24 protein-coding genes, 2 tRNA genes and 1 rRNA gene are annotated in these 22,454 nt (G+C 31.3%); 21 read left to right on the top strand and 6 right to left on the bottom strand.

Translation table 11 applies throughout. From position 1 onward, the window contains the following. Positions 1–23: 23 nt before the first annotated feature. The 11 genes from CHAB381_RS07110 to CHAB381_RS07060 all read left to right on the top strand — a co-directional run bounded on the left by CHAB381_RS07110 (position 24) and on the right by CHAB381_RS07060 (position 4,596). A complete protein-coding gene (locus CHAB381_RS07110; protein WP_012109363.1) occupies positions 24–452 on the top strand; it encodes a hypothetical protein in 429 nt (142 codons plus the stop codon). After that, positions 445–957, top strand: coding sequence for a hypothetical protein (locus CHAB381_RS07105; protein WP_012109362.1), 513 nt, complete (start codon positions 445–447; stop codon positions 955–957). The genes CHAB381_RS07110 and CHAB381_RS07105 overlap by 8 nt, the downstream gene beginning before the upstream one ends. A 32-nt stretch (positions 958–989) precedes the next feature. Further along, entirely contained in the window at positions 990–1,418 is a 429-nt protein-coding gene (locus CHAB381_RS07100; protein ID WP_012109361.1) for a hypothetical protein, read from the top strand. Beyond that, positions 1,411–1,938, top strand: coding sequence for a hypothetical protein (locus tag CHAB381_RS07095; RefSeq protein ID WP_012109360.1), 528 nt, complete (start codon positions 1,411–1,413; stop codon positions 1,936–1,938). The genes CHAB381_RS07100 and CHAB381_RS07095 overlap by 8 nt, the downstream gene beginning before the upstream one ends. Positions 1,939–1,970: 32 nt before the next feature. After that, entirely contained in the window at positions 1,971–2,138 is a 168-nt protein-coding gene (locus tag CHAB381_RS08925) for a hypothetical protein (RefSeq protein WP_012109359.1), read from the top strand. Continuing rightward, positions 2,125–2,472, top strand: coding sequence for a hypothetical protein (locus CHAB381_RS07090; RefSeq protein WP_012109358.1), 348 nt, complete (start codon positions 2,125–2,127; stop codon positions 2,470–2,472). Before CHAB381_RS08925 ends, CHAB381_RS07090 begins: the two co-directional genes overlap by 14 nt. A 56-nt stretch (positions 2,473–2,528) precedes the next feature. Then, the gene (locus tag CHAB381_RS07085; protein ID WP_012109357.1) at positions 2,529–2,768 is read left to right on the top strand and encodes a hypothetical protein; all 240 of its coding nucleotides are present in this window, start codon (positions 2,529–2,531) and stop codon (positions 2,766–2,768) included. Next, positions 2,758–3,165, top strand: coding sequence for an adenylate kinase (locus CHAB381_RS07080; protein ID WP_041570527.1), 408 nt, complete (start codon positions 2,758–2,760; stop codon positions 3,163–3,165). Before CHAB381_RS07085 ends, CHAB381_RS07080 begins: the two co-directional genes overlap by 11 nt. Then, entirely contained in the window at positions 3,137–3,430 is a 294-nt protein-coding gene (locus CHAB381_RS07075) for a hypothetical protein (protein ID WP_012109354.1), read from the top strand. The genes CHAB381_RS07080 and CHAB381_RS07075 overlap by 29 nt, the downstream gene beginning before the upstream one ends. A gap of 102 nt (positions 3,431–3,532) precedes the next feature. After that, complete coding sequence (gene imm40 / locus CHAB381_RS07070; protein ID WP_012109353.1) at positions 3,533–3,847, top strand: Imm40 family immunity protein; 315 nt, start codon at positions 3,533–3,535, stop codon at positions 3,845–3,847. A gap of 473 nt (positions 3,848–4,320) precedes the next feature. Then, entirely contained in the window at positions 4,321–4,596 is a 276-nt protein-coding gene (locus tag CHAB381_RS07060; RefSeq protein WP_012109352.1) for a hypothetical protein, read from the top strand. Positions 4,597–4,703: 107 nt separating this feature from the next. On the opposite strand, the gene CHAB381_RS07055 is transcribed toward CHAB381_RS07060, so the two are convergent. From CHAB381_RS07055 to CHAB381_RS07040, 4 genes are all read right to left on the bottom strand, one after another. Next, positions 4,704–7,190 carry a molybdopterin guanine dinucleotide-containing S/N-oxide reductase gene (locus tag CHAB381_RS07055; protein ID WP_012109351.1) on the bottom strand — a complete coding sequence of 829 codons (2,487 nt, stop codon included), beginning with the start codon at positions 7,188–7,190 and terminating at the stop codon, positions 4,704–4,706. 13 nt (positions 7,191–7,203) lie between these two features. After that, positions 7,204–7,764: a hypothetical protein gene (locus CHAB381_RS07050; protein ID WP_012109350.1), complete on the bottom strand. Its 561-nt coding sequence runs from the start codon at positions 7,762–7,764 to the stop codon at positions 7,204–7,206. 480 nt (positions 7,765–8,244) lie between these two features. Next, complete coding sequence (locus CHAB381_RS07045) at positions 8,245–8,781, bottom strand: DUF5384 family protein (RefSeq protein ID WP_012109349.1); 537 nt, start codon at positions 8,779–8,781, stop codon at positions 8,245–8,247. A 10-nt stretch (positions 8,782–8,791) separates the two neighbouring features. Beyond that, positions 8,792–9,310 carry a glycine zipper 2TM domain-containing protein gene (locus tag CHAB381_RS07040; protein WP_012109348.1) on the bottom strand — a complete coding sequence of 173 codons (519 nt, stop codon included), beginning with the start codon at positions 9,308–9,310 and terminating at the stop codon, positions 8,792–8,794. 611 nt (positions 9,311–9,921) lie between these two features. Here CHAB381_RS07040 and CHAB381_RS07035 point away from each other — a divergent pair. From CHAB381_RS07035 to CHAB381_RS07000, 8 genes are all read left to right on the top strand, one after another. Beyond that, a 16S ribosomal RNA gene (locus tag CHAB381_RS07035) occupies positions 9,922–11,432 on the top strand. A 302-nt stretch (positions 11,433–11,734) separates the two neighbouring features. Then, positions 11,735–11,810 (top strand) — tRNA-Ala (locus CHAB381_RS07030). An 85-nt stretch (positions 11,811–11,895) separates the two neighbouring features. Continuing rightward, positions 11,896–11,972: transfer RNA gene (locus CHAB381_RS07025), tRNA-Ile, on the top strand. A gap of 602 nt (positions 11,973–12,574) precedes the next feature. Then, on the top strand, positions 12,575–13,729 hold the full coding sequence (locus CHAB381_RS07020; RefSeq protein WP_049752843.1) for an MFS transporter: 1,155 nt from the start codon (positions 12,575–12,577) through the stop codon (positions 13,727–13,729). Beyond that, positions 13,726–14,094, top strand: coding sequence for a helix-turn-helix domain-containing protein (locus tag CHAB381_RS07015; protein ID WP_012109346.1), 369 nt, complete (start codon positions 13,726–13,728; stop codon positions 14,092–14,094). The genes CHAB381_RS07020 and CHAB381_RS07015 overlap by 4 nt, the downstream gene beginning before the upstream one ends. 135 nt (positions 14,095–14,229) lie before the next feature. Then, positions 14,230–16,491, top strand: a complete 2,262-nt coding sequence (locus tag CHAB381_RS07010; protein ID WP_012109344.1) for an ATP-binding protein — start codon at positions 14,230–14,232, stop codon at positions 16,489–16,491. Positions 16,492–16,528: 37 nt separating this feature from the next. Then, the gene (gene plsY / locus CHAB381_RS07005) at positions 16,529–17,143 is read left to right on the top strand and encodes a glycerol-3-phosphate 1-O-acyltransferase PlsY (RefSeq protein ID WP_012109343.1); all 615 of its coding nucleotides are present in this window, start codon (positions 16,529–16,531) and stop codon (positions 17,141–17,143) included. Next, complete coding sequence (locus CHAB381_RS07000; protein WP_012109342.1) at positions 17,143–17,457, top strand: dihydroneopterin aldolase; 315 nt, start codon at positions 17,143–17,145, stop codon at positions 17,455–17,457. Before plsY ends, CHAB381_RS07000 begins: the two co-directional genes overlap by 1 nt. A 37-nt stretch (positions 17,458–17,494) precedes the next feature. Here the strand turns inward: CHAB381_RS07000 and CHAB381_RS06995 are convergent, their stop codons facing one another. Continuing rightward, the gene (locus CHAB381_RS06995) at positions 17,495–18,277 is read right to left on the bottom strand and encodes a histidinol-phosphatase (protein WP_012109341.1); all 783 of its coding nucleotides are present in this window, start codon (positions 18,275–18,277) and stop codon (positions 17,495–17,497) included. A 59-nt stretch (positions 18,278–18,336) separates the two neighbouring features. Here CHAB381_RS06995 and CHAB381_RS06990 point away from each other — a divergent pair, with 59 nt between their 5' ends. Then, entirely contained in the window at positions 18,337–19,599 is a 1,263-nt protein-coding gene (locus tag CHAB381_RS06990; protein WP_041570525.1) for a peptidase U32 family protein, read from the top strand. Then, positions 19,596–20,090: a 5-(carboxyamino)imidazole ribonucleotide mutase gene (purE, locus tag CHAB381_RS06985; RefSeq protein ID WP_012109339.1), complete on the top strand. Its 495-nt coding sequence runs from the start codon at positions 19,596–19,598 to the stop codon at positions 20,088–20,090. Before CHAB381_RS06990 ends, purE begins: the two co-directional genes overlap by 4 nt. Positions 20,091–20,892: 802 nt before the next feature. Here the strand turns inward: purE and CHAB381_RS06980 are convergent. Further along, a complete protein-coding gene (locus CHAB381_RS06980) occupies positions 20,893–22,374 on the bottom strand; it encodes a nickel/cobalt transporter (protein WP_041570524.1) in 1,482 nt (493 codons plus the stop codon). Positions 22,375–22,454: the final 80 nt, after the last annotated feature.

The following is a 22,454-nucleotide window of genomic DNA, read 5'->3' as shown; positions in this document are numbered from 1 at the left end:
TATTAGCCAATCAAGGAACTAAAATGTTATCACAAACAATACTTAAACAAAATGCTAAAACATCAATAAAAGCCGGTTTAGCCGGTGCAGGACTTGATGCTAGCAGTCAAATAGGAACTCAATTAACAAATCAAATTATTGATAATAACGGATATGTAAATTTCAATGATATAAATTTAGACTATGACAGTATTGCATTTAGTGGTGTGGCTGGAGCTGTGACTATTCCTACAGTATTTCAATCATATGATAGTATTAAATATTCAATAAAAGCCAAAAAAGAACTTCAAAAGCAATTAAAAACTAAAGTTTCACCAAAGAAAATCGAAAAAATAAATAATAAAATTATAGAACATAAATGGAATATTCGTAAAAACATAATATTTCAAATAGGAAATTATGAATCAAAAGAAGTGATAAAAAATTCAACAATAAGCAATAAAAATGAATGAATTTTTAGCTGGCGCTAAAATAGCATTTCAACAAAAAATTCTTGGCTCAATATTAGACAACATAATTTTTAGTGATTTGCCTATAATAAATTGGCTGATATTGGAAATACTTGGATTGCCAATAATGTATAAAATTATTAAAAGTATTAAGTATAATTTTTATATTTACAAAACATATAGAATACCTTCTTCAATAAAATTGTTTCTATTTGATGGTATTGTTATTATTGTAATTTTTTTAGTTTTAATATATCTAACCATATATAAGTCTTATGGTTGGCTTATTTATCCTTGTATAATTACAATAAGTTCAATGTTTATTGTTATTTATTTTTCATTTAAATCAAATTCTAATAATAAATATATTAAAATTAAAAAAATAAAACCTAAAAAACAACAAAAACCAAATAAGCAAAAAGATGTTCAAAAATCAAATTTTAAAAAATATAAACTTATTAATAAAAATAGAGTAAAAGATAAAAATAACAATGAAGATAAGAAATAGGTGCAGGATTATTAGCCAATCAAGGAACTAAAATGTTATCACAAACAATACTTAAACAAAATGCTAAAACATCAATAAAAGCCGGTTTAGCCGGTGCAGGACTTGATGCTAGCAGTCAAATAGGAACTCAATTAACAAATCAAATTATTGATAATAACGGATATGTAAATTTTAATGATATAAATTTAGATTATGATAGTATTGCATTTAGTGGTGTGGCTGGAGCAACTACAGTGCCGAGCATGATACAATCTGGTAAAGATGTTTTTTATTCCATAAAAGCTATTAATAAAAAATGGAAAGATTTTTTAAATTCAAATACTATAAACAGGAAAAATAAGAATTTTGATAAAATAATTTATCATGGTGAAAATATAATGAGGCATTCTGTTTTCCAAGGAGCAAATATTGAACTTGGCAACTCCATTAAAAATGCAACAATAGATTCTCAATATGAATGAATTTAATAATGCTTTTTGGAGAGAATTTCAGTATAAAATTGTCAATGTAGTAATAAAATTTGCCAATGAATATCCTATAGTTTCTTGGATAATTTTATACATTGTGGGTTTGTTTTTTTTATTTTTAAATATAAAATTAATTAAATATTCTTTGATTGCATATAAAAAAACAAATCAAGTAAAAATTATAAAATTAGTCTTTGCAGCTTGTTTCCAAGTGGTTATATTTTTTTATTTTCTCATAAAGTTTAGTATATATAAATCTTACGGCTTATTGATATATCCTTGCATATTCACATGGTTATCTACATTTTATCTCATTTATATATCATACAAGGAATACAAAAAGATTATAGAAAAAACTACACATACAAATAAAAATGATATTTTTTTTAAAAAACCCAAAAAACAACAAAAACCAAATAAGCAAAAAGATGTTCAAAAATTAAATTTTAAAAAATATAAACTTATTAATAAAAATAGAGTAAAAGATAAAAATAACAATGAAGATAAGAAATAGGTGCAGGATTATTAGCCAATCAAGGAACTAAAATGTTATCACAAACAATACTTAAACAAAATGCTAAAACATCAATAAAAGCCGGTTTAGCCGGTGCAGGACTTGATGCTAGCAGTCAAGTAGGAACTCAAATTTATACTCAAGCTATTAATAATAACGGATATGTAAATTTTAAGGATAAATTTAATGTCATCAAATGATAAAAAACAAATTTTGAAAAATCTTATAAAATTTAACAAATCTTTAAAAAACATAAAAAATGAAATTTCAAATTTAAATTTTGATAGCAAATTTGAATTATATATAATAACAAAGAATGATATAAAGCAAATTTTAAACAGAGCTTTAAAAGAAAATATTACTTTTAAAGAGCTTGAAGAATGGGCGAATTTAATAGAATGCAGAGATGATTTAGGCTTTGAAGAAGAAATTTTACAAGAAATTATATTCGATTTTGCAAATCCTGAAATTAATGGTTTGATTACAAAGGATAAAATAAAAACTGCATTAAAAGAATTGGATATGATAACATAACCAAGCAACCAATATATGGACAAATAAAAAATAAAAAACTTACAGGAAATTATAAAATGTTTGTAAATAATAAATCTATATCAACAACAAAACCAATAAATTATACTATACCTAGTAATGCTTATTGGTTTGGAAATACTATATCAGATTCTAGAGTTTGGATATATGGAACAGCTGGGTTTGAAATTGCAAATGATATATTTAATGATAGCACAACGCCAGGGACACAAAAAGGAACATTGGGAGCTATTATTAAAAATATGTATCAAAATATTAAAAAACGAGATGAAGAATAAATTGAGTGGTTTTTCTTATGTTTTTTTAGGAATTATTTTTATTGTAGAAGCCGTTTGGTCTTTTTGCGGTGGAAAAATTTATATAAAATATACTGGTTGGATAGAACCATCCATACAAATGTCTATAACCTCTATGGCTATAGGAATTATTTTTATATGTATAGGAATTTTTTATAACTCAAAACATTCAGATTTTATGCGTTGCAAAAAATGCCATAAAGTTTATAATTATGTTGATGTAAAAGATAAAGATAAAATTTGCCCAAAATGCAGTGGAGAGTTACAAGATTACAAAGAATTTGAAAAAGAAGAACAAGAAAAGAAAAACAAAGAATTTAAAAGAATTGATAAAATAGAAAGAGAATTGATTGAAGAATATAAAAAGAGTAAAAAATGAAATTTATCTTAAATTTATTGCGGAGAATGATTTAAATATGATTACTAAGATATATGTAAAAATACTAAATGAGGATTTAATCGTTTATAGACCCGTATTAGCAAATTCTATTAGAGAAAATACTTTTAAAATCATTGATAAGCATAATTTTTTAGATGATTTTGATGAAGAGCTTGAATTCGTTTTTGGAGATATTGTAAAGTGTAAAAAAATAGATAACTGTTATTACGCGTTTAAAAAAATTAAAAATAAAAAACAAAAATAAAAATTTCAGGAAGTTACAAAAATCAAGATGGAGTTTTTGAATATATAATTGAACCAGATAATACTATAAATCATAGATTTTTTAGGGTAATAGGAGAATAAGATGAATGAAAGAAATAATTTTATTTTAATAGAGGAGTTGTTTTTTAAAAATTTAAACGAAATAGCCTATAATTATGAAAATGTTATAAAAAAAATTAAAGTTTTAGAATTAAAAGGGTTTGTAATTTTAGGTGGAGATGTAATAAAGTACGATGGAGATACAGTCAAATATACATATGATAATTGGTATTTTAATCCAGATGAATATTCATATGACATATTAAAATATTCAGCACAAAAAGCTATTGACTATATAGAAAAATATAATGAAATAGATAAAGATTGCTTTTATTCTTTATGTGTAGAAAAGCTATGAAAAATTATTTAATTATTTTAAACACAATATAGATATAATATTGAGGAAATAAAAAATATGTTTGATAGATTTTTTTATTCTATTCTTGGATTTTATTGTTTGTCCCAAGGAGTTTTTGCAATAATTACAAAAAAATTATTATTAAAGGTTTTAAAGCCTATTATGATAATATACTTCTATGTATTGTTGTATCTATTGTGTTTTTTATTTTTGGAATATTTTGCTTATATTTAGCTTTTCGGCCCAAGAATCTTATTAAAAAAAATCCTGAGTTTGTAAAATGTCCTAAATGTAAAAAATCGTATCACTATAAAGACACAAATAATGGAATTTGCCCTAGATGTGATATTAAAGCTATAGAAACGGAAGAATATTACAAGAAATTTCCAGAAGAACTAAAGGATAGTGGCATATAAAAATATCTAAACTATCTAAAGTAAGAAAAATGTATAATAAAAAACAAGGATAAAAATTTGAATTTAAAATTTATAAGGTATAAACTACCAAATATATTTAAAATTATAATTGTACTATTTTTATCCATTAATCAGCTTTTAGCAAATTTATATTTACCTTATACCACCTACTACGACAAACAAACTGATAAATCAAGCTTTGGAGGTCTTAGTAAAAGTTCATCTAAAATAAACGATACAACTATCTCTCAAAGCTCATCAAATCTATTCAGTGCAAACAGTATAGATTTAAAAGCAAATAATATAAATGTAATGGCTTCAAATCTGAAATAAAAAAGAGAATTTAGACCGAATTAAATTTTGTTGTTAAGGATATTTTATAAAAAATATCATACCTAGTAAAAAATAAAAAAAGGGCGTAAATTTTACGCCCTTAAAAATTAAGCTTTTGGATCAGGATGTTTGAAAATTGTCAAATCCGGAGCTTCACCGCTGTATTTTTCTATATTTGCAAGTGCTGTGTGAGCGATATTTCCGTTTGCAAGTTTTGAAGTTGGAATGTCAATTGTAAGGACATTTGCCGAACCGTTTTTGCAAAGTGTATTTTCTTCGCTAGAATTTAAAGGATCATACCACGCACCCTCGCTAAGCTTTAAAACACCTTTTTTAATATTTTTTGTAACAAAAGCTCCTGCTAAAATTTGACCTCTGGCATTAAAAACTCTAACTAAATCACCATTTTTTATGCCTTTTGCTTTTGCATCATCTTCATTTATCCATACAGGTTCGCGATTTGCTATTGCTAAATGTTCGCGAAGTGAAGTATTGTTTAATTGAGAATGAAGTCTATCTGTAGGATGTGAAGATACCAGATGAAATTCAGCCGGTTTATTTTTCATTCCAAGCCATTCAATTGGTTCGAACCACATAGGATGGGCTTTACAATCATCATAATGCATTTTTTCTATTGTTTCCGAATAAATTTCAATTAAACCTGATGGTGTTCCAAGCGGATTTAGTATAGGATCTTCCCTGAAATCTCCATGGCGAATATATGATTCGCTTTCCATTGTACTTAAAAATTTAACAGGTTTATTTTCTTGCCAAAATTCCTTAAACGGTTTCATATCTACGCCGTTTAATTCAATTAAATTCATACTTAAAACTTGTTTGTAAGCACCCTCATAAAAGCTTTCAATCCACTCTAATTCGCTTTTTCCTTCATCAAATTTATCTTTTACACCAAATTTTTCAGCTAAATCTCTAAAAATTTCAAAATCATTTCTGCTTTCGCCGATAGGTTTTACAGCTTGTTTCATAGGTACTATGGCTATATTTGAATAATCTCCGACCATAGAAATATCATCTCTTTCATAACTTGTTGTTGCAGGCATTACTATATCCGCTAATCTTGCTGTCGGTGTCCAATAAATTTCATTTACTACGATTGTTCGAGGAAGTTGCCAAGCTTTTAAAAATTTATTTGTATCTTGATGGTGAACAATAGGATTTCCGCCAACCCAATAAATAAAATCTATTTTTTTCGGATATGCAATTTTTTGACCGTTATGATCAATTGTTTTGCCAGGATTTAGTAGCGCATCGCTTATTCTGGCAAGTGGAAATGAATATTTTGAAGCTACTTCAAGCCACTCGGCGCCGCCGCTGTTTGTGCTTCCTGTAGTTATTCCGCCTACTACACCGCCTTTTGCAGTAGGAACACCGCCGCCTGAATAGTGATAACTAAGCCCAAAACCACCACCAGGTAATCCTATTTGTCCTGTCATTGCACAAAGTGTTGCTAAAGCCCAATGCGGTTGTTCGCCATGATGAGCTCTTTGCATTCCCCAACCGCTCATTATCATTGTGCGGTTATCAAAAATTGTATGAGCAAGTTCTTTTATTGTTTTCGCGCTTACGCCGCTAATTTTTTCCGCCCATTCAGGAGTTTTAGGTGTTTCGTCATTTTTGCCAAGAAGGTATGGCAAAAATTTATCGAATCCTACGCAATAATTTTCCAAAAATTCTTTATCGTATTTTTTTGAATTATAAAGTTCATACATCATACCAAGCATCATTGCGACATCGGTATTTGGATTTGGCGCTATCCACTCAGCATCTAAAAATTGACAAGTTTCATTTTTGACCGGATCTATAAAAATAATTTTTTTGCCTGATTTTTTGAGATCTTCAAAATATTTTAAACCTAAATCATCATTAACCGTCCATGAAATTCTTAAAGTTACAATAGGATTCGCTCCCCAAATTACAACTACTTTTGAATTTTCCAAAACTACCGGCCAAGATGTTTGTTGTTCGTAAACTTCAAGTGTGCCCATAACATGTGGCATTATAAATTGTGACGCTCCGGTAGAATAATCACCTAAAACGCCGACAAAACCGCCTGTCATATTCATGAATCTATGAAGTAAAATTCTTGAATTTTGTACGTTTCCGCTGCTTTTCCAACCGTAACTTCCGGCGAATACGCCCTCTGCACCGTATTTTTTACGTGTTTTTTTAAGCTCTTTTGCAATTAAATTAATAGCATCTTCATAACTTACTCTTACCCATTCATCGCGTCCTCTTAATTCAGGCTTCGGATCATCCGGATTTTGTAAATAGCTTTTTCTTACATATGGATATTTTATGCGATCTTTTGCATATACCAAATCGCCTGTTAATTCTAAAAACGGATTTTTAATTTTTGAAATTTTCTCATACGGCTCAGATTTTACGATTTTGCCATTTTTTATTGTGAGTTTCAGCATTCCCCAGTGCGCACCTGTTATAACTTCACCGTCGGTTATAAGTTTAAAACCTTTTTTTGCATTTTCACTACTGAAAAGCTTGGTTTGCATAAAAAGTGGTAAAGCCATTATGGCGCCTAAATTTTTAAGCGCATTTCTTCTTGATAAATTAGTCATCTTTTGCTCCTTATCATTGTTTTGTTGTTGTTTTTTGTAAAAATTGTTCAACTAAAAAACGATCTTCTTTTTCTATCGTAGTTCTGTCAATCATAGCTTTTAACATAGCCGGCCACTGATTCGCGCTAAATTCATTTATATTATGCAAAGCATGGCACATAGCGCAATTATCAGCATATAGTTTATTTGCTTTTTTCATAAGCTCATCGTAATTTTTTTCAAAATTTGTGTTTTGAGTCCAAAGTATAGTAGAAACCTCGTTTGTTTGTTTGTTAATTGTTTCATATTTTATATCGGAATTCGCTTTAAAAGCAGCATTTAAAATTCTGTTATTCGGATTAAAATACAAAATTTGTTTTTTGTTATTTTGGATAAAACCTGAAATTTTGATTTGTGCAAAATCGCCGTCATTTTTTAAAATTTCAACTTTTGCGGTTGGCAAAAGCCTACCTATCGCATTTTTATCACCTTTGTTCAGATAAAGCTGTTTAACTTCGTTCGGATATGAAATTTCTCCACCGAATACGAAACTGCAAAAAATTACAAAAAATAATGGAAATTTTTTAGCAATCATAATAAATACTCCTAAAATATTTAAGAAAATTATATTTTTCTTGTGTTAATTGAGCGTTAATTATGAAATTCTCGTATTTATTTACATTTTTTTATACATTTTGAATTGTATGTGAGTTAAGGTTTAATTATAAAATTTTACATAAAAATCAAAATTTTATTAAAGTTTTTGTCATAACGCGCCGGTTTTTACGCGCTTGGTATATTTGAAATTCAATTTGAGTTAGCGAAGTTAATTTAGCTCCGGCTTATTAAAATCTCTAATTTTTGGACAACTTACATATTTTCCTTATCAATTTGAGATAGCTTAAAATTGTAAGATAAAATTTAATTATAAATTCATTTCTACGCGAGGCAATAAGTAATTAAAAGTTAAAATTTTTTAATTTATTTTAACAATGATAATGTTTGAAATTTTATAAAATAGAAATTTTGTGTATTTGAAATTAAATAAAAGGTGCTAATAAAGCACCTTTGTAATTTATTTAAACCAGCCGGATTCTTTTTTGACTGCCGCATCACCTGATTTTGAAAGAAAATCTCCCGTTCCTTTTGCTACATCTCTAGTAGCTTCCGCTTCGGTTCTTCTTGCGTCCGCTTGCGATTGAACCACATCTGTATGTGCATTTATATTTTTAAGATCGGCATCGGCGAAATCATCGGCTTTTTGTGCTCTTGCTTTTCTCATAGCTTTTCTTTCTTCAAGTTCAGCTCTCATGTCTTCAATTTCAATTTGTCTTTTTAGATCTTCATATTCCTGATCTCTTTTTTTGTCAGCCATATAGTCTTGATACATTCTTTCTTCTTTAGCTTCTTTTTTCGCTTCTTTTTTCGCTTCTTTTTTCGCTATTGCATCAAGTTGTGCTTTTCTTTTTGCAGCTGCAGCAGCTTTTGCTTTGTTTGCGCTAATTCGCTCTTCACGTTCGCCTTGAAGTTCAGCTTGTCTTAAAGCATCCAAATCTGCGTAAGTATTTGTAATAAAAAATACTAATATTGCTGACAATGCTATTTTTTTCATATTTTATCCTTTATTTTTTAGTGTCCGGACAAATTGCGTTTGGTTGAATTCTTGTCTCTTTGTTTTTAGTTGTAATCATAAGAGCGGTTCCCTCTTTGAATTGACACATTCTGCCGGCTTGAGTTGAAGTTTTTATTTTTGTTCCTTGTTTATAAGCAAGTGTTACTCCTTCCACTATTACTTTGTCATCTACCAAACTACCTGCTCCTGCACCGATTGCAGCACCTGCCACACCGCCTGCAGTTGCACCGGCGGTTTCATGTCTGTCGCCACCCATTTTATGTCCTAAAACAGCTCCACCGACTGCACCTAGAATTCCACCGAACATTTGGGCTGTTTCTTTTGCTTGTTTGTTATCTACAGCTACTTTAGCTGGAGAAATATTGATAATTTGAACAGTTTTTGCATCTTGTTGCATATTTAATGAATCTACATCATATACATCTGCACCAAGTGTATCCGCTTGATTTGTACAACCGCTAAAAGAAATAATAGCGGCTACGCTAAATAAAACTAAAACTTTTTTCATTTTTTTTCCTTTAAAAAAAATATTTTAAAATTTGAAATTTATAAAAAAAAGAAACAAAAAGTAAATCAATAATATTGATAAAATTTTTAAAGTCACTGCAAATGAAAGTATATAGGTATTAAATCATTTTTTAATTAAATTATGCTATTTAATATATTTTTAACAAATAGTTTTAGAATTGATTACAATATTAAAAATATGAATTATATTTTTACTTTAATATAAAATTATTAAAATAAAGAAATATTTCTCTCAATTTTTCTCAAACTTTTATCTACTTTTAAGCAAGTTTTTTATACAATTCAATTTCGCTTTTTTGAAAAGCAAACTAAAAAGCTTTTTAGAAAAAGTAAGTTTTTTAAATTATCATTGTCAATATAATCAAAGTCAATCTTTGAAATCTAAACAAGTGATCGATTGAGCCGGTTTATCAGGTTTTAGGCTTTCTTAGGAAAGTAAAAGCTGAAATGAACTAAAAATATATTTAATATTCAAAAAGTTTTTAGATTAAAAACTTCATATATAAATTATAATAAATAAAAAACTCTTTTAATAAAAAACAGCTTGATTTAATTAAGCAAATATTTTATAAAGAGAGATAAAAAATGTTTTATATGGAGAGTTTGATCCTGGCTCAGAGTGAACGCTGGCGGCGTGCCTAATACATGCAAGTCGAACGAACGAATAAGAGCTTGCTCTTATAAGTTAGTGGCGCACGGGTGAGTAATATATAGCTAATCTGCCTCTTAGTAGAGGATAACAGTCGGAAACGATTGCTAATACTCTATACTTCTGCTTTACATAAGTAAAGTAGAGAAAGTTTTTCGCTAAGAGATGAGGCTATACTGTATCAGCTAGTTGGTAAGGTAACGGCTTACCAAGGCTATGACGCATAACTGGTCTGAGAGGATGATCAGTCACATTGGAACTGAGACACGGTCCAAACTCCTACGGGAGGCAGCAGTAGGGAATATTGCGCAATGGGGGAAACCCTGACGCAGCAACGCCGCGTGGAGGATGACACTTTTCGGAGCGTAAACTCCTTTTATCGGGAAAGAATAATGACGGTACCCGATGAATAAGCACCGGCTAACTCCGTGCCAGCAGCCGCGGTAATACGGAGGGTGCAAGCGTTACTCGGAATCACTGGGCGTAAAGGGTGCGTAGGTGGATTATCAAGTCTCTTGTGAAATCTAATAGCTTAACTATTAAATTGCTTGGGAAACTGATAGTCTAGAGTAGGGGAGAGGCAGATGGAACTCTTGGTGTAGGAGTAAAATCCGTAGATATCAAGAAGAATACCTATTGCGAAAGCGATCTGCTAGAACCTAACTGACACTGATGCACGAAAGCGTGGGGAGCAAACAGGATTAGATACCCTGGTAGTCCACGCCCTAAACGATGTATACCGGTTGTTGCTTTGCTAGTCAAGGCAGTAATCCAGCTAACGCATTAAGTATACCGCCTGGGGAGTACGGTCGCAAGATTAAAACTCAAAGGAATAGACGGGGACCCGCACAAGCGGTGGAGCATGTGGTTTAATTCGAAGATACGCGAAGAACCTTACCCGGACTTGATATCTAACAAATCATCCAGAGATGGAAGAGTGTCTGCTTGCAGAAATGTTAAGACAGGTGCTGCACGGCTGTCGTCAGCTCGTGTCGTGAGATGTTGGGTTAAGTCCCGCAACGAGCGCAACCCACGTATTTAGTTGCTAACAGTTAGGCTGAGTTCTCTAAATAGACTGCCTTCGTAAGGAGGAGGAAGGTGTGGACGACGTCAAGTCATCATGGCCCTTATGTCCGGGGCGACACACGTGCTACAATGACATATACAATGAGATGCAATATCGCAAGATGGAGCAAATCTATAAAATATGTCCCAGTTCGGATTGGAGTCTGCAACTCGACTCCATGAAGCCGGAATCGCTAGTAATCGTAGATCAGCCATGCTACGGTGAATACGTTCCCGGGTCTTGTACTCACCGCCCGTCACACCATGGGAGTTGATTTCACTCGAAGCGGGGATGCAAAATTTGCTACCCTCCACAGTGGAATCAGCGACTGGGGTGAAGTCGTAACAAGGTAACCGTAGGAGAACCTGCGGTTGGATCACCTCCTTTCTAGAGTACAAATGAATATTCTCTCACAAGATATTCATCATAAATCTCAATCATCCTTGTTTAGTTTTCAGAGATTGAATAATTTAAAAAGAGCAAATTAAAATTAAAAATAAAAACATATATAATCCCGATTGTTTTTATCAACAACGAAACAGACAGATAAATAAAAAAACACAAATCAATAAACAAACAGACAAAAACCGAAAATATAATAAAAACAATGAAACTTATAAGAATAATAATCTTCTTAAAATAACCGATAATTAAAATACAATAAAATAATCAGATATTATGTAAACATCGGGGAATTAGCTCAGCTGGGAGAGCGCCTGCTTTGCACGCAGGAGGTCAGCGGTTCGATCCCGCTATTCTCCACCATTTATTATTTTATTCTGATTTTCTAAAAATTAAGCTTTATGCTTTAATAAAAATAGAAAATCTATAACAAAAAGATATATAAAGAGGGCCTGTAGCTCAGCCGGTTAGAGTGCACCCCTGATAAGGGTGAGGTCATAAGTTCAAGTCTTATCAGGCCCACCAGTTGATTATATTGAAAAGATAAAATTTAATCTATCTCTTATCTATTTGATTCATCGTATATACTTTTTACATTATTTTCGTATTATTAATTATTAAAATTTAAATGAATTTATTGATGTTAAATTTTTGATTTGTTGAAATATAAATACATCAAAATTTATATATTAAAGCATATAAGTTTAGATATAAAATTTATCGGTCGTTAAATTTTTATAATTTTAATAAAAATCTACTTTTTGTCATAATCTCATTTTTACGCAAAAAATAATGAAATTTTATATTCAATAGAATATTAATTTTGTTATAGTTTAATTAATTTGATTGTTAAATTTTTGAATTGCTTTTTGAGTTTTTTACTTCTTCGTATGCGAAGTTTATGCAGTTGTTTTCTCATTATCCGTTACCCGGTTTTTTTAAATTTCGTTATATTGATATAAAAAAATTTGAATTAAATAGTTGAAATTTTGAGCTGTTTATAAATAAAATTTATTATTCTGTTTCTCATTTTCATCAGCTATAAAGTAAAATTTTGTTAAAATATTATCATGAAAAATCCTTTTTTATCATTAAAATACCGCAATTTCAGAATTTACTGGGTTGGTATGAACGTATCTCTTATCGGCTCTTGGATGCAAACGATAGCGCTTCCTTGGCTAACTTTGACTATTACAGGAGATTCTTTTAAAGTAAGTCTGGTTGCTGTTTCGCAGTTCATTCCGCCGCTTTTTCTTACTCTATTTTATGGCGCGCTGCTTGATAAATTTAATAAAAAGCTTTTGTTAAGTATAGCCCAAATAGGTATGGCAAGCGTTGCAGCGCTTTTTACGATTATGGTTTTTAGCGGGCAAGAAAATTTCAATTTGATACTGATATTGTCACTTATTCATGGAATCTTTATGAGTTTTGATGCGCCAAGTCGCCAGTCGATGATTTATGATTTGATTGATAACAAATGCGATTTACCAAATGCCATTGCACTTAATTCCATGTCTTTTAATGTAGCCAGAATTTTAGGACCTTCTATTGCCGGTTTTATTATGGCGGTTTTTGGTGTCGGTTGGTGCTTTTTGATAAACGCCATAAGTTTTTTTGCCGTTTTAATCTCGCTGAAATTTATAAAATTTCGCCCTGACGTGATAATAAATCATACCGGAAAACTTGAAATTTGGCGCTCTATAAAAGAGGGCTTTTTGTATGTTTTAAATAAGAAAATTTTGCTCGAAGGTCTTTGTATTTTGCTTATAGTGGCTACTTTTATACCAAATTACAATGTTACAATTTCGGCTTTTGTAAAATTTGTGCTTGAAGGAGACGAAACTACATTCGGTTATCTTATATCGTCTGTCGGTGTCGGCGCGTTTTTTGGTGCGCTTTTTGTTGCTGTTTTCGGAAAACTTGGCTCTTATTGGATTTACGTTGTTTCATTTTTTACAGCAATTATTTTATCTTTTATGAGCCTTTTTGAAAATTTTTACATTATCTGTTTTTTAGTGATTTTAACTGGTTTTGGTTTTGTAATTGTAACGGCCAGCACCAATTCGATGATTCAGCTAAATACTAAAAATGAATTTAGAGGGCGCGTGATGAGTATTTATACTTTTGTGTTTCAAGGTTCTACGCCTTTTGGCGCTATGTTTGCAGGATATTTTATAGAGCGATACGGCGCGAAATTCGGGTTTTTTATCAGCGGTGCAGCTGTATTTTTGCTGCTTTTAATGATAATATTCTGTTTTAAAAATAAGATGAGAAGAAAATGAAAGTTGCAGTTATTATTTATGATGGGTTTGATTTACGAAATTTTGCCGAAATTTACGCATTTTTGCACGAAAATTTCGAGCCTGAAATTTGTGCTTTTAAAGAAAATGTAAAAGATTGCTTCGGCGTGAGAATAAAAGCCGAAATTTTTTCACAAAGTCTGATTGATTATGATTTTATAGTTGTTTGCGACGGTAAAAGTGAAAATTTAGCTGTTGATGATATTTTTTTATCATGGCTTAGAAGTGCGAATTCCGCTGGTAAAAAAATTTGCTTCGGGCGCGCAAAAATTCTTTGTGAAAATGCAAAATTCAGCGATTTTACACATTTTGAAAATTTCGATTTGTCGTTGTTTCAAAAAATTTAAATTGTGCTTTTTCGGCTTAAATTTAATAAATTTTTTAAAGCTGAAAAATTTAAATTTCGCAAATTTCGGCTTTTATTAAAATTTTAAAATTTTAGTCAAAAGCTGTTATAATTACAAAATTTTAAAGGAAAAATGATGAAAAATTTGCAGGAAAATCTTAAACTTTTTTATTTGGGGCTTGAAAACGGTGAGCCGTTTTTGTATAAAAACAAAGACTTAACAACGCATGCTTTAATAATAGGAATGACAGGAAGCGGCAAAACAGGGCTTGGAGTTACGCTTTTGGAAGAGGCTTGTATAGATAATATCCCGTCTATCGTTATCGATCCGAAAGGCGATCTTACAAATCTTGCTTTAAGTTTTCAAAATTTAAGCGCGGATGAGTTTTTGCCTTTTATGGATGAAAATGAAGCCGTAAATAAAGGCATTTCGGTGCAAGAGCTTGCAAACGAGACGGCTCAAATTTGGAAAAAAGGATTACAGAACAGTTATCAGGATATCAGTCGCGTAAAACTTTTTAAAGATTCGGCAGATGTAAGAATTTATACGCCAAAAAGTTCGGCAGGGCTTGGTGTAAGTTTGCTTTCAAACTTTAAAGCGCCGCAAAATTTGGACGATGAAGCTATGAATAATTATGTTTTAAATTTGGCAAGCAGCGTTTTAAGTCTTGCCAAAATCGGAACAGATGATGTAAATTCACCTGAAATGCTGCTTTTAGAACAAATTTTTCTTGAAAATTTCGCAAACGGCAAAGATTTAAGTATAAGCGAACTTATAACCCAAATCGCAACACCGCCTTTTGAAAAAATAGGCGTTTTCGATGTGCAAACTTTTTTTCCAAACGATAAACGAATGGCATTTGCAATGAAAATAAATGCGCTTGTTGCAAATCCGTCTTTTAAGCAATGGCTTAACGGCGAGCCTTTAAATATCGGCAAAATGTTGTTTGATGAAAATGGCAAGGCTCGTTGCAACATTTTTACGATTTCGCATTTAAATGATGATGAGAGAATGTTTTTTGTAACAATTTTGCTAAATGAAATGATAAGCTGGATGCGAACAACCGAAGGCACAAGTTCGCTAAGAGCGGTATTTTATATGGATGAAATTTTCGGATTTTTTCCGCCAAGCTCTAATCCACCAAGTAAAAAACCTATGCTTACACTTCTTAAGCAGGCACGCGCTTTCGGTTTAGGTTGCGTTTTAAGCACCCAAAATCCTGTGGATATCGATTATAAAGGACTTTCAAATATCGGCACATGGTTTATCGGCAGACTTCAAACGGCGCAGGATAAAGATAGAGTCATATCAGGACTTAGCGGCGTGAATGGCGCGGATTTTACCAAAAGTGAAATTTTAGAGCTTCTTTCAAATATAGAAAAACGCTCATTTTTGGTAAAAAATATTAATGAAAGCGGGCTAAAAGTGATTTCAAGCCGTTTTGCGCTTAGTTACTTAAAAGGACCTTTGAATGCCGATCAAATCAGTGCGCTGATGAAAAATAAAATTCAAATAAACGTGCCGAAATTTCATAAAAATACGGGCGCAAAACCTATAATTTCAAATGAAATTCCTCAACTTTTTAGCGGTTCGGGCGAGCTTAGCGCAAATTTATATGCCACAGCAAAAATTCGCTATACGGATAAAAATTTGGATTATACAAAAGATATTCATTTATGTTTTGATTTGGATGGCGCTTCAAATGTTGATTGGAGCGAAGCAAGCGACAGAGAAATTGAAAATTTAAGTCAAAGCGATCCTGAAGATGCAAAATTTGAGGAAATTCCAAGTTTTATAAGCAGTCTTAAAAATTTCAAAAATTTGCAAAACGATTTCAAGGAATTTTTATATAGAAACGCAAAATTATCGCTATTCAGTGCACTTGATTTAAACTCAAATCCAAAAGAAAGCAAAGAGGAATTTTATGTCAGATTGAGCGACAGAGCAAATGAAATTTTAGAAAGCAAAACGGATGAAATAACCAAAAAATTTAATAAAGAAAAATCTCGAATTGAAGCTAGAATTCGCACCGCACAGCAAAGGCTCGAAAAAGAAAAGGCAGGAGTTTTAAAAAGCGGAATTGACGCCGCCATAAGCATAGGAACGGCTATTTTCGGCTCGCTTTTAGGTTCTCGCTCAAGCTCTATAGGCAAAATCGCAACAAGTGCAAGATCCGCAAATAGAGTGCTGAATGAGCGTAAAGACGTAAAAAATGCAAGCGAAAATTTGGAAGTTTTGCTAAATCAAATGGATGAAATGACCGCAAAATTTAATGATGAAATAAATGAACTAAAAGATAGCCTTGACTTGCAAAAAATCACACTTGACATAAAAGAAATTCTTCCCAAAAAAAGCGATATTTACGATGAAAAAATTTATCTTTTATGGAAAAGTTAGATTAAATTTGCTAAATTTCGCGCTTTGAAAGGTAGAAATGAACGAAAATATTATATGTGTTATTTTGGCTTATCTAATTGGCGGTGTGCCGTTCGGCTTAATTTTAGGTAAATTTTTTGGCGGTGTTGATATTAGGGCTTTTGGAAGTCACAGCATAGGCGCTACAAATGTGCTTCGTGTAATAAAAGAAAAAGATCCGAAAAAAGGCAAAATTTTAGCGATTGCGACTGCACTTTGCGATATTTTTAAAGGCGTGATTCCTATTTTAATAGCGCGAGCGTTTGACGTTTCTTTAAATACACAGTGGAGTATGGCGGTTTTTGCAGTTTTGGGACATTGCTTTTCGCCGTATCTTGTTTTTAAAGGCGGGAAAGGCGTAGCAACAGCCGCCGGTGTGCTTGCCTGCTTTGTGCCGGCAGAAGTTGCGATTGCCGTTGTCGGCTGGTTTGTTTGCGGAAAAGTACTTAAAATTTCAAGTCTTGCAAGCCTTGCGGCTATTCTTTGTTTTGCGGTAGCTCTATATTTCATTCATCCTCAAATGCAAGGCATAAATACCTACGCACCGATTGTTGTGATAATTTTTACAATTATCTATAAACATATTCCAAACATTGTTCGCTTAATCAAAGGCGATGAGAAAAAGGTCATTTAGTGCGGATTTTGGTTGAAAATTTAAAATTTAAAACCGTTATCGGTATTTTAGATTTTGAACGTGAAAAAGAGCAGGAAATTTGTGTGAATGCAAAATTTGAGGCTGACGAGTTTATAGATTATGCTGAAATTTGCAAGGATATTTGCGGAATTTTTAAAAAGCGGAAATTTCGCCTTGTAGAAGATGCTTTAAATTTTTTTGATGATTATTACCGTGTAAAATTTAAAAATTTGAAATATTTTTACATGAAAATTTTAAAAACCGAAATTTTGCCGAATGCCAAAGTCGGCGCTGAAATCGAAAAAAAATATTAAAATTTTTATAATAAATCGATAATTAAAAATATCCGATTTATCCTAAATCCACAAATTTTCTATCTCTATTTTTAAAAACTGCAACTTTATTAAAGCCGAATTTTAAAGCTGTTTTTAATATTTCGTCGTAATTTTGTGCTACTTGTTCAGGACTGTGCGCGTCGGAGCTGAGCGTGATTTTAATTTCAAGTTCCGCGATTTGCTCTAAAAGCACATCGCTTGGATAAATCTCTTTTACAGGTTTTCTAAGACCTGCCGAGTTTAATTCCACTGTCAAATCGGCTTTTTTAATCGCATTTAACGCACTTTTAGCCAAAATTCTGATATCTTTTTTAGGCAAAAATTTAAAAACTTTTATCAAATCCAAATGCCCTAAAATATCAAATTTTCCGCTTTTTGCAAGATTTTCGATAGCCGAAAAATACTCACTGTAAATTTCATCTATATTTTTATCTTTCCAACCGCCGATAAATTCAGGATTATCAAATCCCCATGCATTTAAAAAATGCACCGAGCCGATTAGATAATCCACTTTCCGCGAAATTACGCGTTCATCAATAAATCCGGGCAAAAAATCAACTTCGTAAGCTTTTAAAATTTCGATTTTGCCTTGAAATTTTTCTTTTAATTCGTCAATTAAATTTTCATAAAAATCCATCTGTGAAAAACTCATACGATAAGCTTTGTCAAAATTCATCGGCGCATGGTCGCTAAATCCGAAAATATCAATTCCTTTTGAAATCGCCGCTTTTAAATACTCTTCAGGCTTTCCGTCGGCGTGATTGCAAAGATATGTGTGGTTGTGCATATCAACTTTCATAGCTTATCCTTTTTTGTAATTTAAGCAAATTATAGTAAAATCACGCTTAAAAAAGGAAAATTTTGAAACCTGAACTTTTAGCCCCTGCAGGCAATCTCAAAAAACTGAAAATTGCACTGAAATTTGGCGCAGACGCAGTTTATGCGAGTGTCGGTTCGTTTTCGCTAAGAAAAAGAAGCGCAAAAGAATTTACTAAAGAAAGCTTTATTGAAGGCGTATCCTATACTCACGCGCACGGCAAAAAATTTTATGCCACATTGAATGCTTTTCCGTTTAATGCTCAAATAAAAGGCATTGAAAATCATATAGAATTTTTAAATGAAATAGGTGTAGACGGCGTAATAGTGGCAAGCGTCGGCGTTATAAATTTGGTAAAAAAGCTTGCGCCTAAGATGTTAATTCATATTTCGACACAGGCCAATGTTACAAATTATTTGGACGCAAAATTTTATTATGAAATGGGTGCTTCAAGAATCGTTCTCGCGCGCGAAATTACATTAAAAGACGCGCTTGAAATTAAAAAAATGCTGCCGGGTCTGGAGCTTGAAATTTTCGTGCATGGCTCGATGTGTTTTGCTTACAGCGGCAGATGTCTGATTTCAGCGGTGCAAAGCGGGCGTTTCAGCAATCGTGGAAGTTGTGCGAACGATTGTCGTTTCAAATATGAGCTTTATGCTAAAGATCCGCAAAACGCAACTCTTTTTCGCCTTGAAGAGCGCGAAAATGACGGCACATACATAATGAATTCCAAAGATTTGAATCTTATATCTTACATTAATGAAATTGTCGCCACAGGTGCGATAGACAGTCTAAAAATTGAAGGTCGCACAAAAAGCGAATATTATGCTGCCTGCACGACAAATGCTTATAGAATGGCAATCAACGATGCTTTTGCCGGAAATTTCAAGGCTGAAATTTACGAAGCTGAAATTGCAACTTTGAAAAATCGTGGTTTTAGTGAAGGATATCTATTTCATCATCCTTATGAAAGAGCAGATACGCAAAATTTAGACACTTCTTTGGTACAAGGAAGCAAACAGGTTGAGGCTTTTAGCGAGGACGGCGAGCTTTTTGCCGTTAAAGGTAAAATCATGCCTGGAGTTGAGTATGAAATTTTTTCACCTTTCGGCACTGAAATTTCAACTGCTAAAAACGAAATAGGTGAAATTTATGAAAAAAATGGTAAATTTTATATGAAATTTGATAAAATCTTTACACAAACAAATAAACAAATGAGTGAAATTCACAGTGGAAACCTGAATTTAATTAAAAGTGTCGCCAAAACATGCGAATTTTGCTTTTTAAGAAAGGATGAAAAATGAAATTTGTTTCTATTATTATGGGCTCAAAGAGCGATTATGAAGTTGTTAGCGAGTGCGCCAAAATTTTAAAAGATTTCGGTGTGGCATATGAAATGATTATAAGTTCGGCACATCGCAGTCCGAAACGTACAGCCGAATATGTCGCAAATGCCGAAAAAAAAGGCGCACAAGTTTTTGTATGTGCAGCCGGAATGGCGGCTCATCTGGCAGGAGCTGTTGCTGCGAACACTACAAAGCCTGTAATCGGAATCCCGATGGGTGGCGGAGCGTTAAATGGGCTTGACGCACTTTATTCGACAGTTCAAATGCCAGGAGGTATGCCTGTGGCTACTATGAGTATCGCAAAAGCCGGAGCCAAAAATGCGGCTTATTTTGCATTGCAAATTTTGGCTTTAAGTGATGAAAAACTTGCTGAAAAACTAATCGAATACCGCAAAGATGCGACAAAAAAAATAGAGAACGATTCAAAAGAGATTGAAGTTCTGCTTTAATTTTTGAATTATTTAAAAGGCGCGAAATTTTAAAAATTTTTGCACCTTTTAAAATTTCGACAATTTACTATTTTTTCAAAAATATCAATATTCATACGACACTTTTGAAAATGATGTCGCAAAAAGGCAAAATTTTAAAAAGAAATATAAAATTTTATTATCAATAACATTTTTATCAATTATTACATTAATTTCCATTTTTTATGAGATTTTGTTTTAAAGAGTTTAAATATTTAAGCGATGATGAAATTTTAAAAAATTTCTTATATAATGCTTTTTTTTGAATAAAATTGAATATGATGATTACGGAAGGCTTCCTTCAAAATTTTACTTTATAAGAAAATCCTACAAATTATGAAATTTTAAAAACACTTAAATAAATAGTTCATAATTGCAGTTGATACAAAGCAGGAAAAGTTTATATATTTTATTAATAAGGAGCAAATTATTAGTGAGAGGTATTTATCTTTAGACGGTTATTATGCGCTGGATGGGATAAGTTATTATCTTTGTGGATAGAAAAGCAAACCAAACTAAACGATATAATTAATGAAAAGTATTCAATATTGGCTGTTTTTATAAAATATAATAAAAAGTGTTGAAAGCGAAAATTTATAAAAATTTTTATAATTTCTATATTTGTGTTATATAGTTTTTGCATTATATTACTATTTGCAATGGTATATATGCTGAAATTTTATTACAAAAAATTTACAAAAATGTAAATAACAATAAAAAACCAACCGACAATGAAAATTCATAAAAATAATTTTGCTTTAAAATAATACATAAATCAAAATTTTTAAATTTTTAAATTATCCGCTATCAAAAACATCAAAATTCCAATTATCAACATAAATGCAAGTCCTAAAAATTCTATATAAATTGTCAGTTTTTTAAATTTCAAATTCGTTATTTTATTTACACCGGCTCCAAAAATAGCGGCCAAAAATATTACAAAACTCATTCCTAATCCCATAAATAGTGCACTTATAAAAGCTGTCAAATAACTTCCGACATTAAAAGCAAGTAAAAAAGCTAAAATTGTTCCAGGGCATGGAATTATGGCTGAGGCTAAAGCTATAAACCACTCTTCTTTGTTTTTAGAGTTGAATTTTATGTTTTTAAATTTTAAATCATTGTGATTTATATTGTTTGAAATTTTAAATTTTGAATTGCTAAAAATTAAACTTTCAGGTTCTTTTATAGTGGAACAAATTGCACATTTGCACTCTTTTGTATGAGTATTTGCCCGTTCTTTTATTTTTTTAAAAAACATGAAGATTGCAATTAAAATTATCATAACGGCTGAAATTTGAGTTGTTATTTTAATGGCGTTTGGCGAGATGCTTCCTGAGATTAAATCTACGAAAAACAGAGTTGTCACAACGACGAAAAAGGCTCCGGCAACGTGAAAAAAACCTATTTTCAAAGAAAATAAAAAACTTTTCATATAATTTCCGCCATTTGCTAAAAAGTAGCTTGTAGTTAAAATTTTGGCATGTCCAGGACCTGCCGCGTGAAAAAATCCATACAAAAAAGATATGGATATCACGCTTATCAAAATCTTTATATCTAAATTCTCAGCACTTTTTATAAAAATGGCTTTTAATTTTTCAAGTGAGTTTATAGCGCTTTGATTGATGAAATTTGGCTTTTTTGTATTTTCGCTACCGTTTTGTTTTACAGGCTCATCCAAACTTTTTTGCGTTTTGTGTTCTATTTGATCGGTTATGAAAAGCGCAAAATTAGCATTTAAATTTGAATTAAACTCAATATAAAAATTATCATCTATTTTTTTATGGCCAGAATTTAAAAAGGTAAAATTAAAAAATCCGTTTTTATCACCAGCCGTTGTTTTTAAAACTCGATTGTTTTGAATTTTAATGCCCACTTTTTGCCGAAATTTAAAAACAATTTTTCCATTTTCCATAACCATCTTTACATCACTGAAATTTCCTTTAATTGTATTTGCAGTTCCGTTTTTATCATACCATTCGAAATTCATTAGAAAATTTTTATTTGATATGTAGTTCAGCATAGCGAAATTTACATCGTCAAGTTCATTTTTATCAAGTTTTGAATTGGAATTAAAATCATAACTTTCCAATGTCAAATCGGTGAAATTTTTTGAAAATATCCAAGAAACTTCAATATCTTCGAGAGTATCCTGTGAAACATTAAAATTTAAAAGAATATGTGCAGTAGGCGTCATCAAAGCACATAAAGCGCAGGCTAATATTTCCGTTTTTAAAAATATCAGCAAAATTATCAATATTCTCATTTTAAGTCCTGTTTTATTGTGTTTATATGAAAGATAAGGTTTTATTTTAAAATTTAAACTTTTAAAAAGTCTTTTTTGTT

The organism is Campylobacter hominis ATCC BAA-381 (assembly GCF_000017585.1).
Taxonomy (GTDB): Bacteria; Campylobacterota; Campylobacteria; order Campylobacterales; family Campylobacteraceae; genus Campylobacter_B; species Campylobacter_B hominis.
The sequence above is the reverse complement of the archived record's forward strand: the minus strand, read 5'-3'. Positions and strand labels throughout refer to the sequence as shown.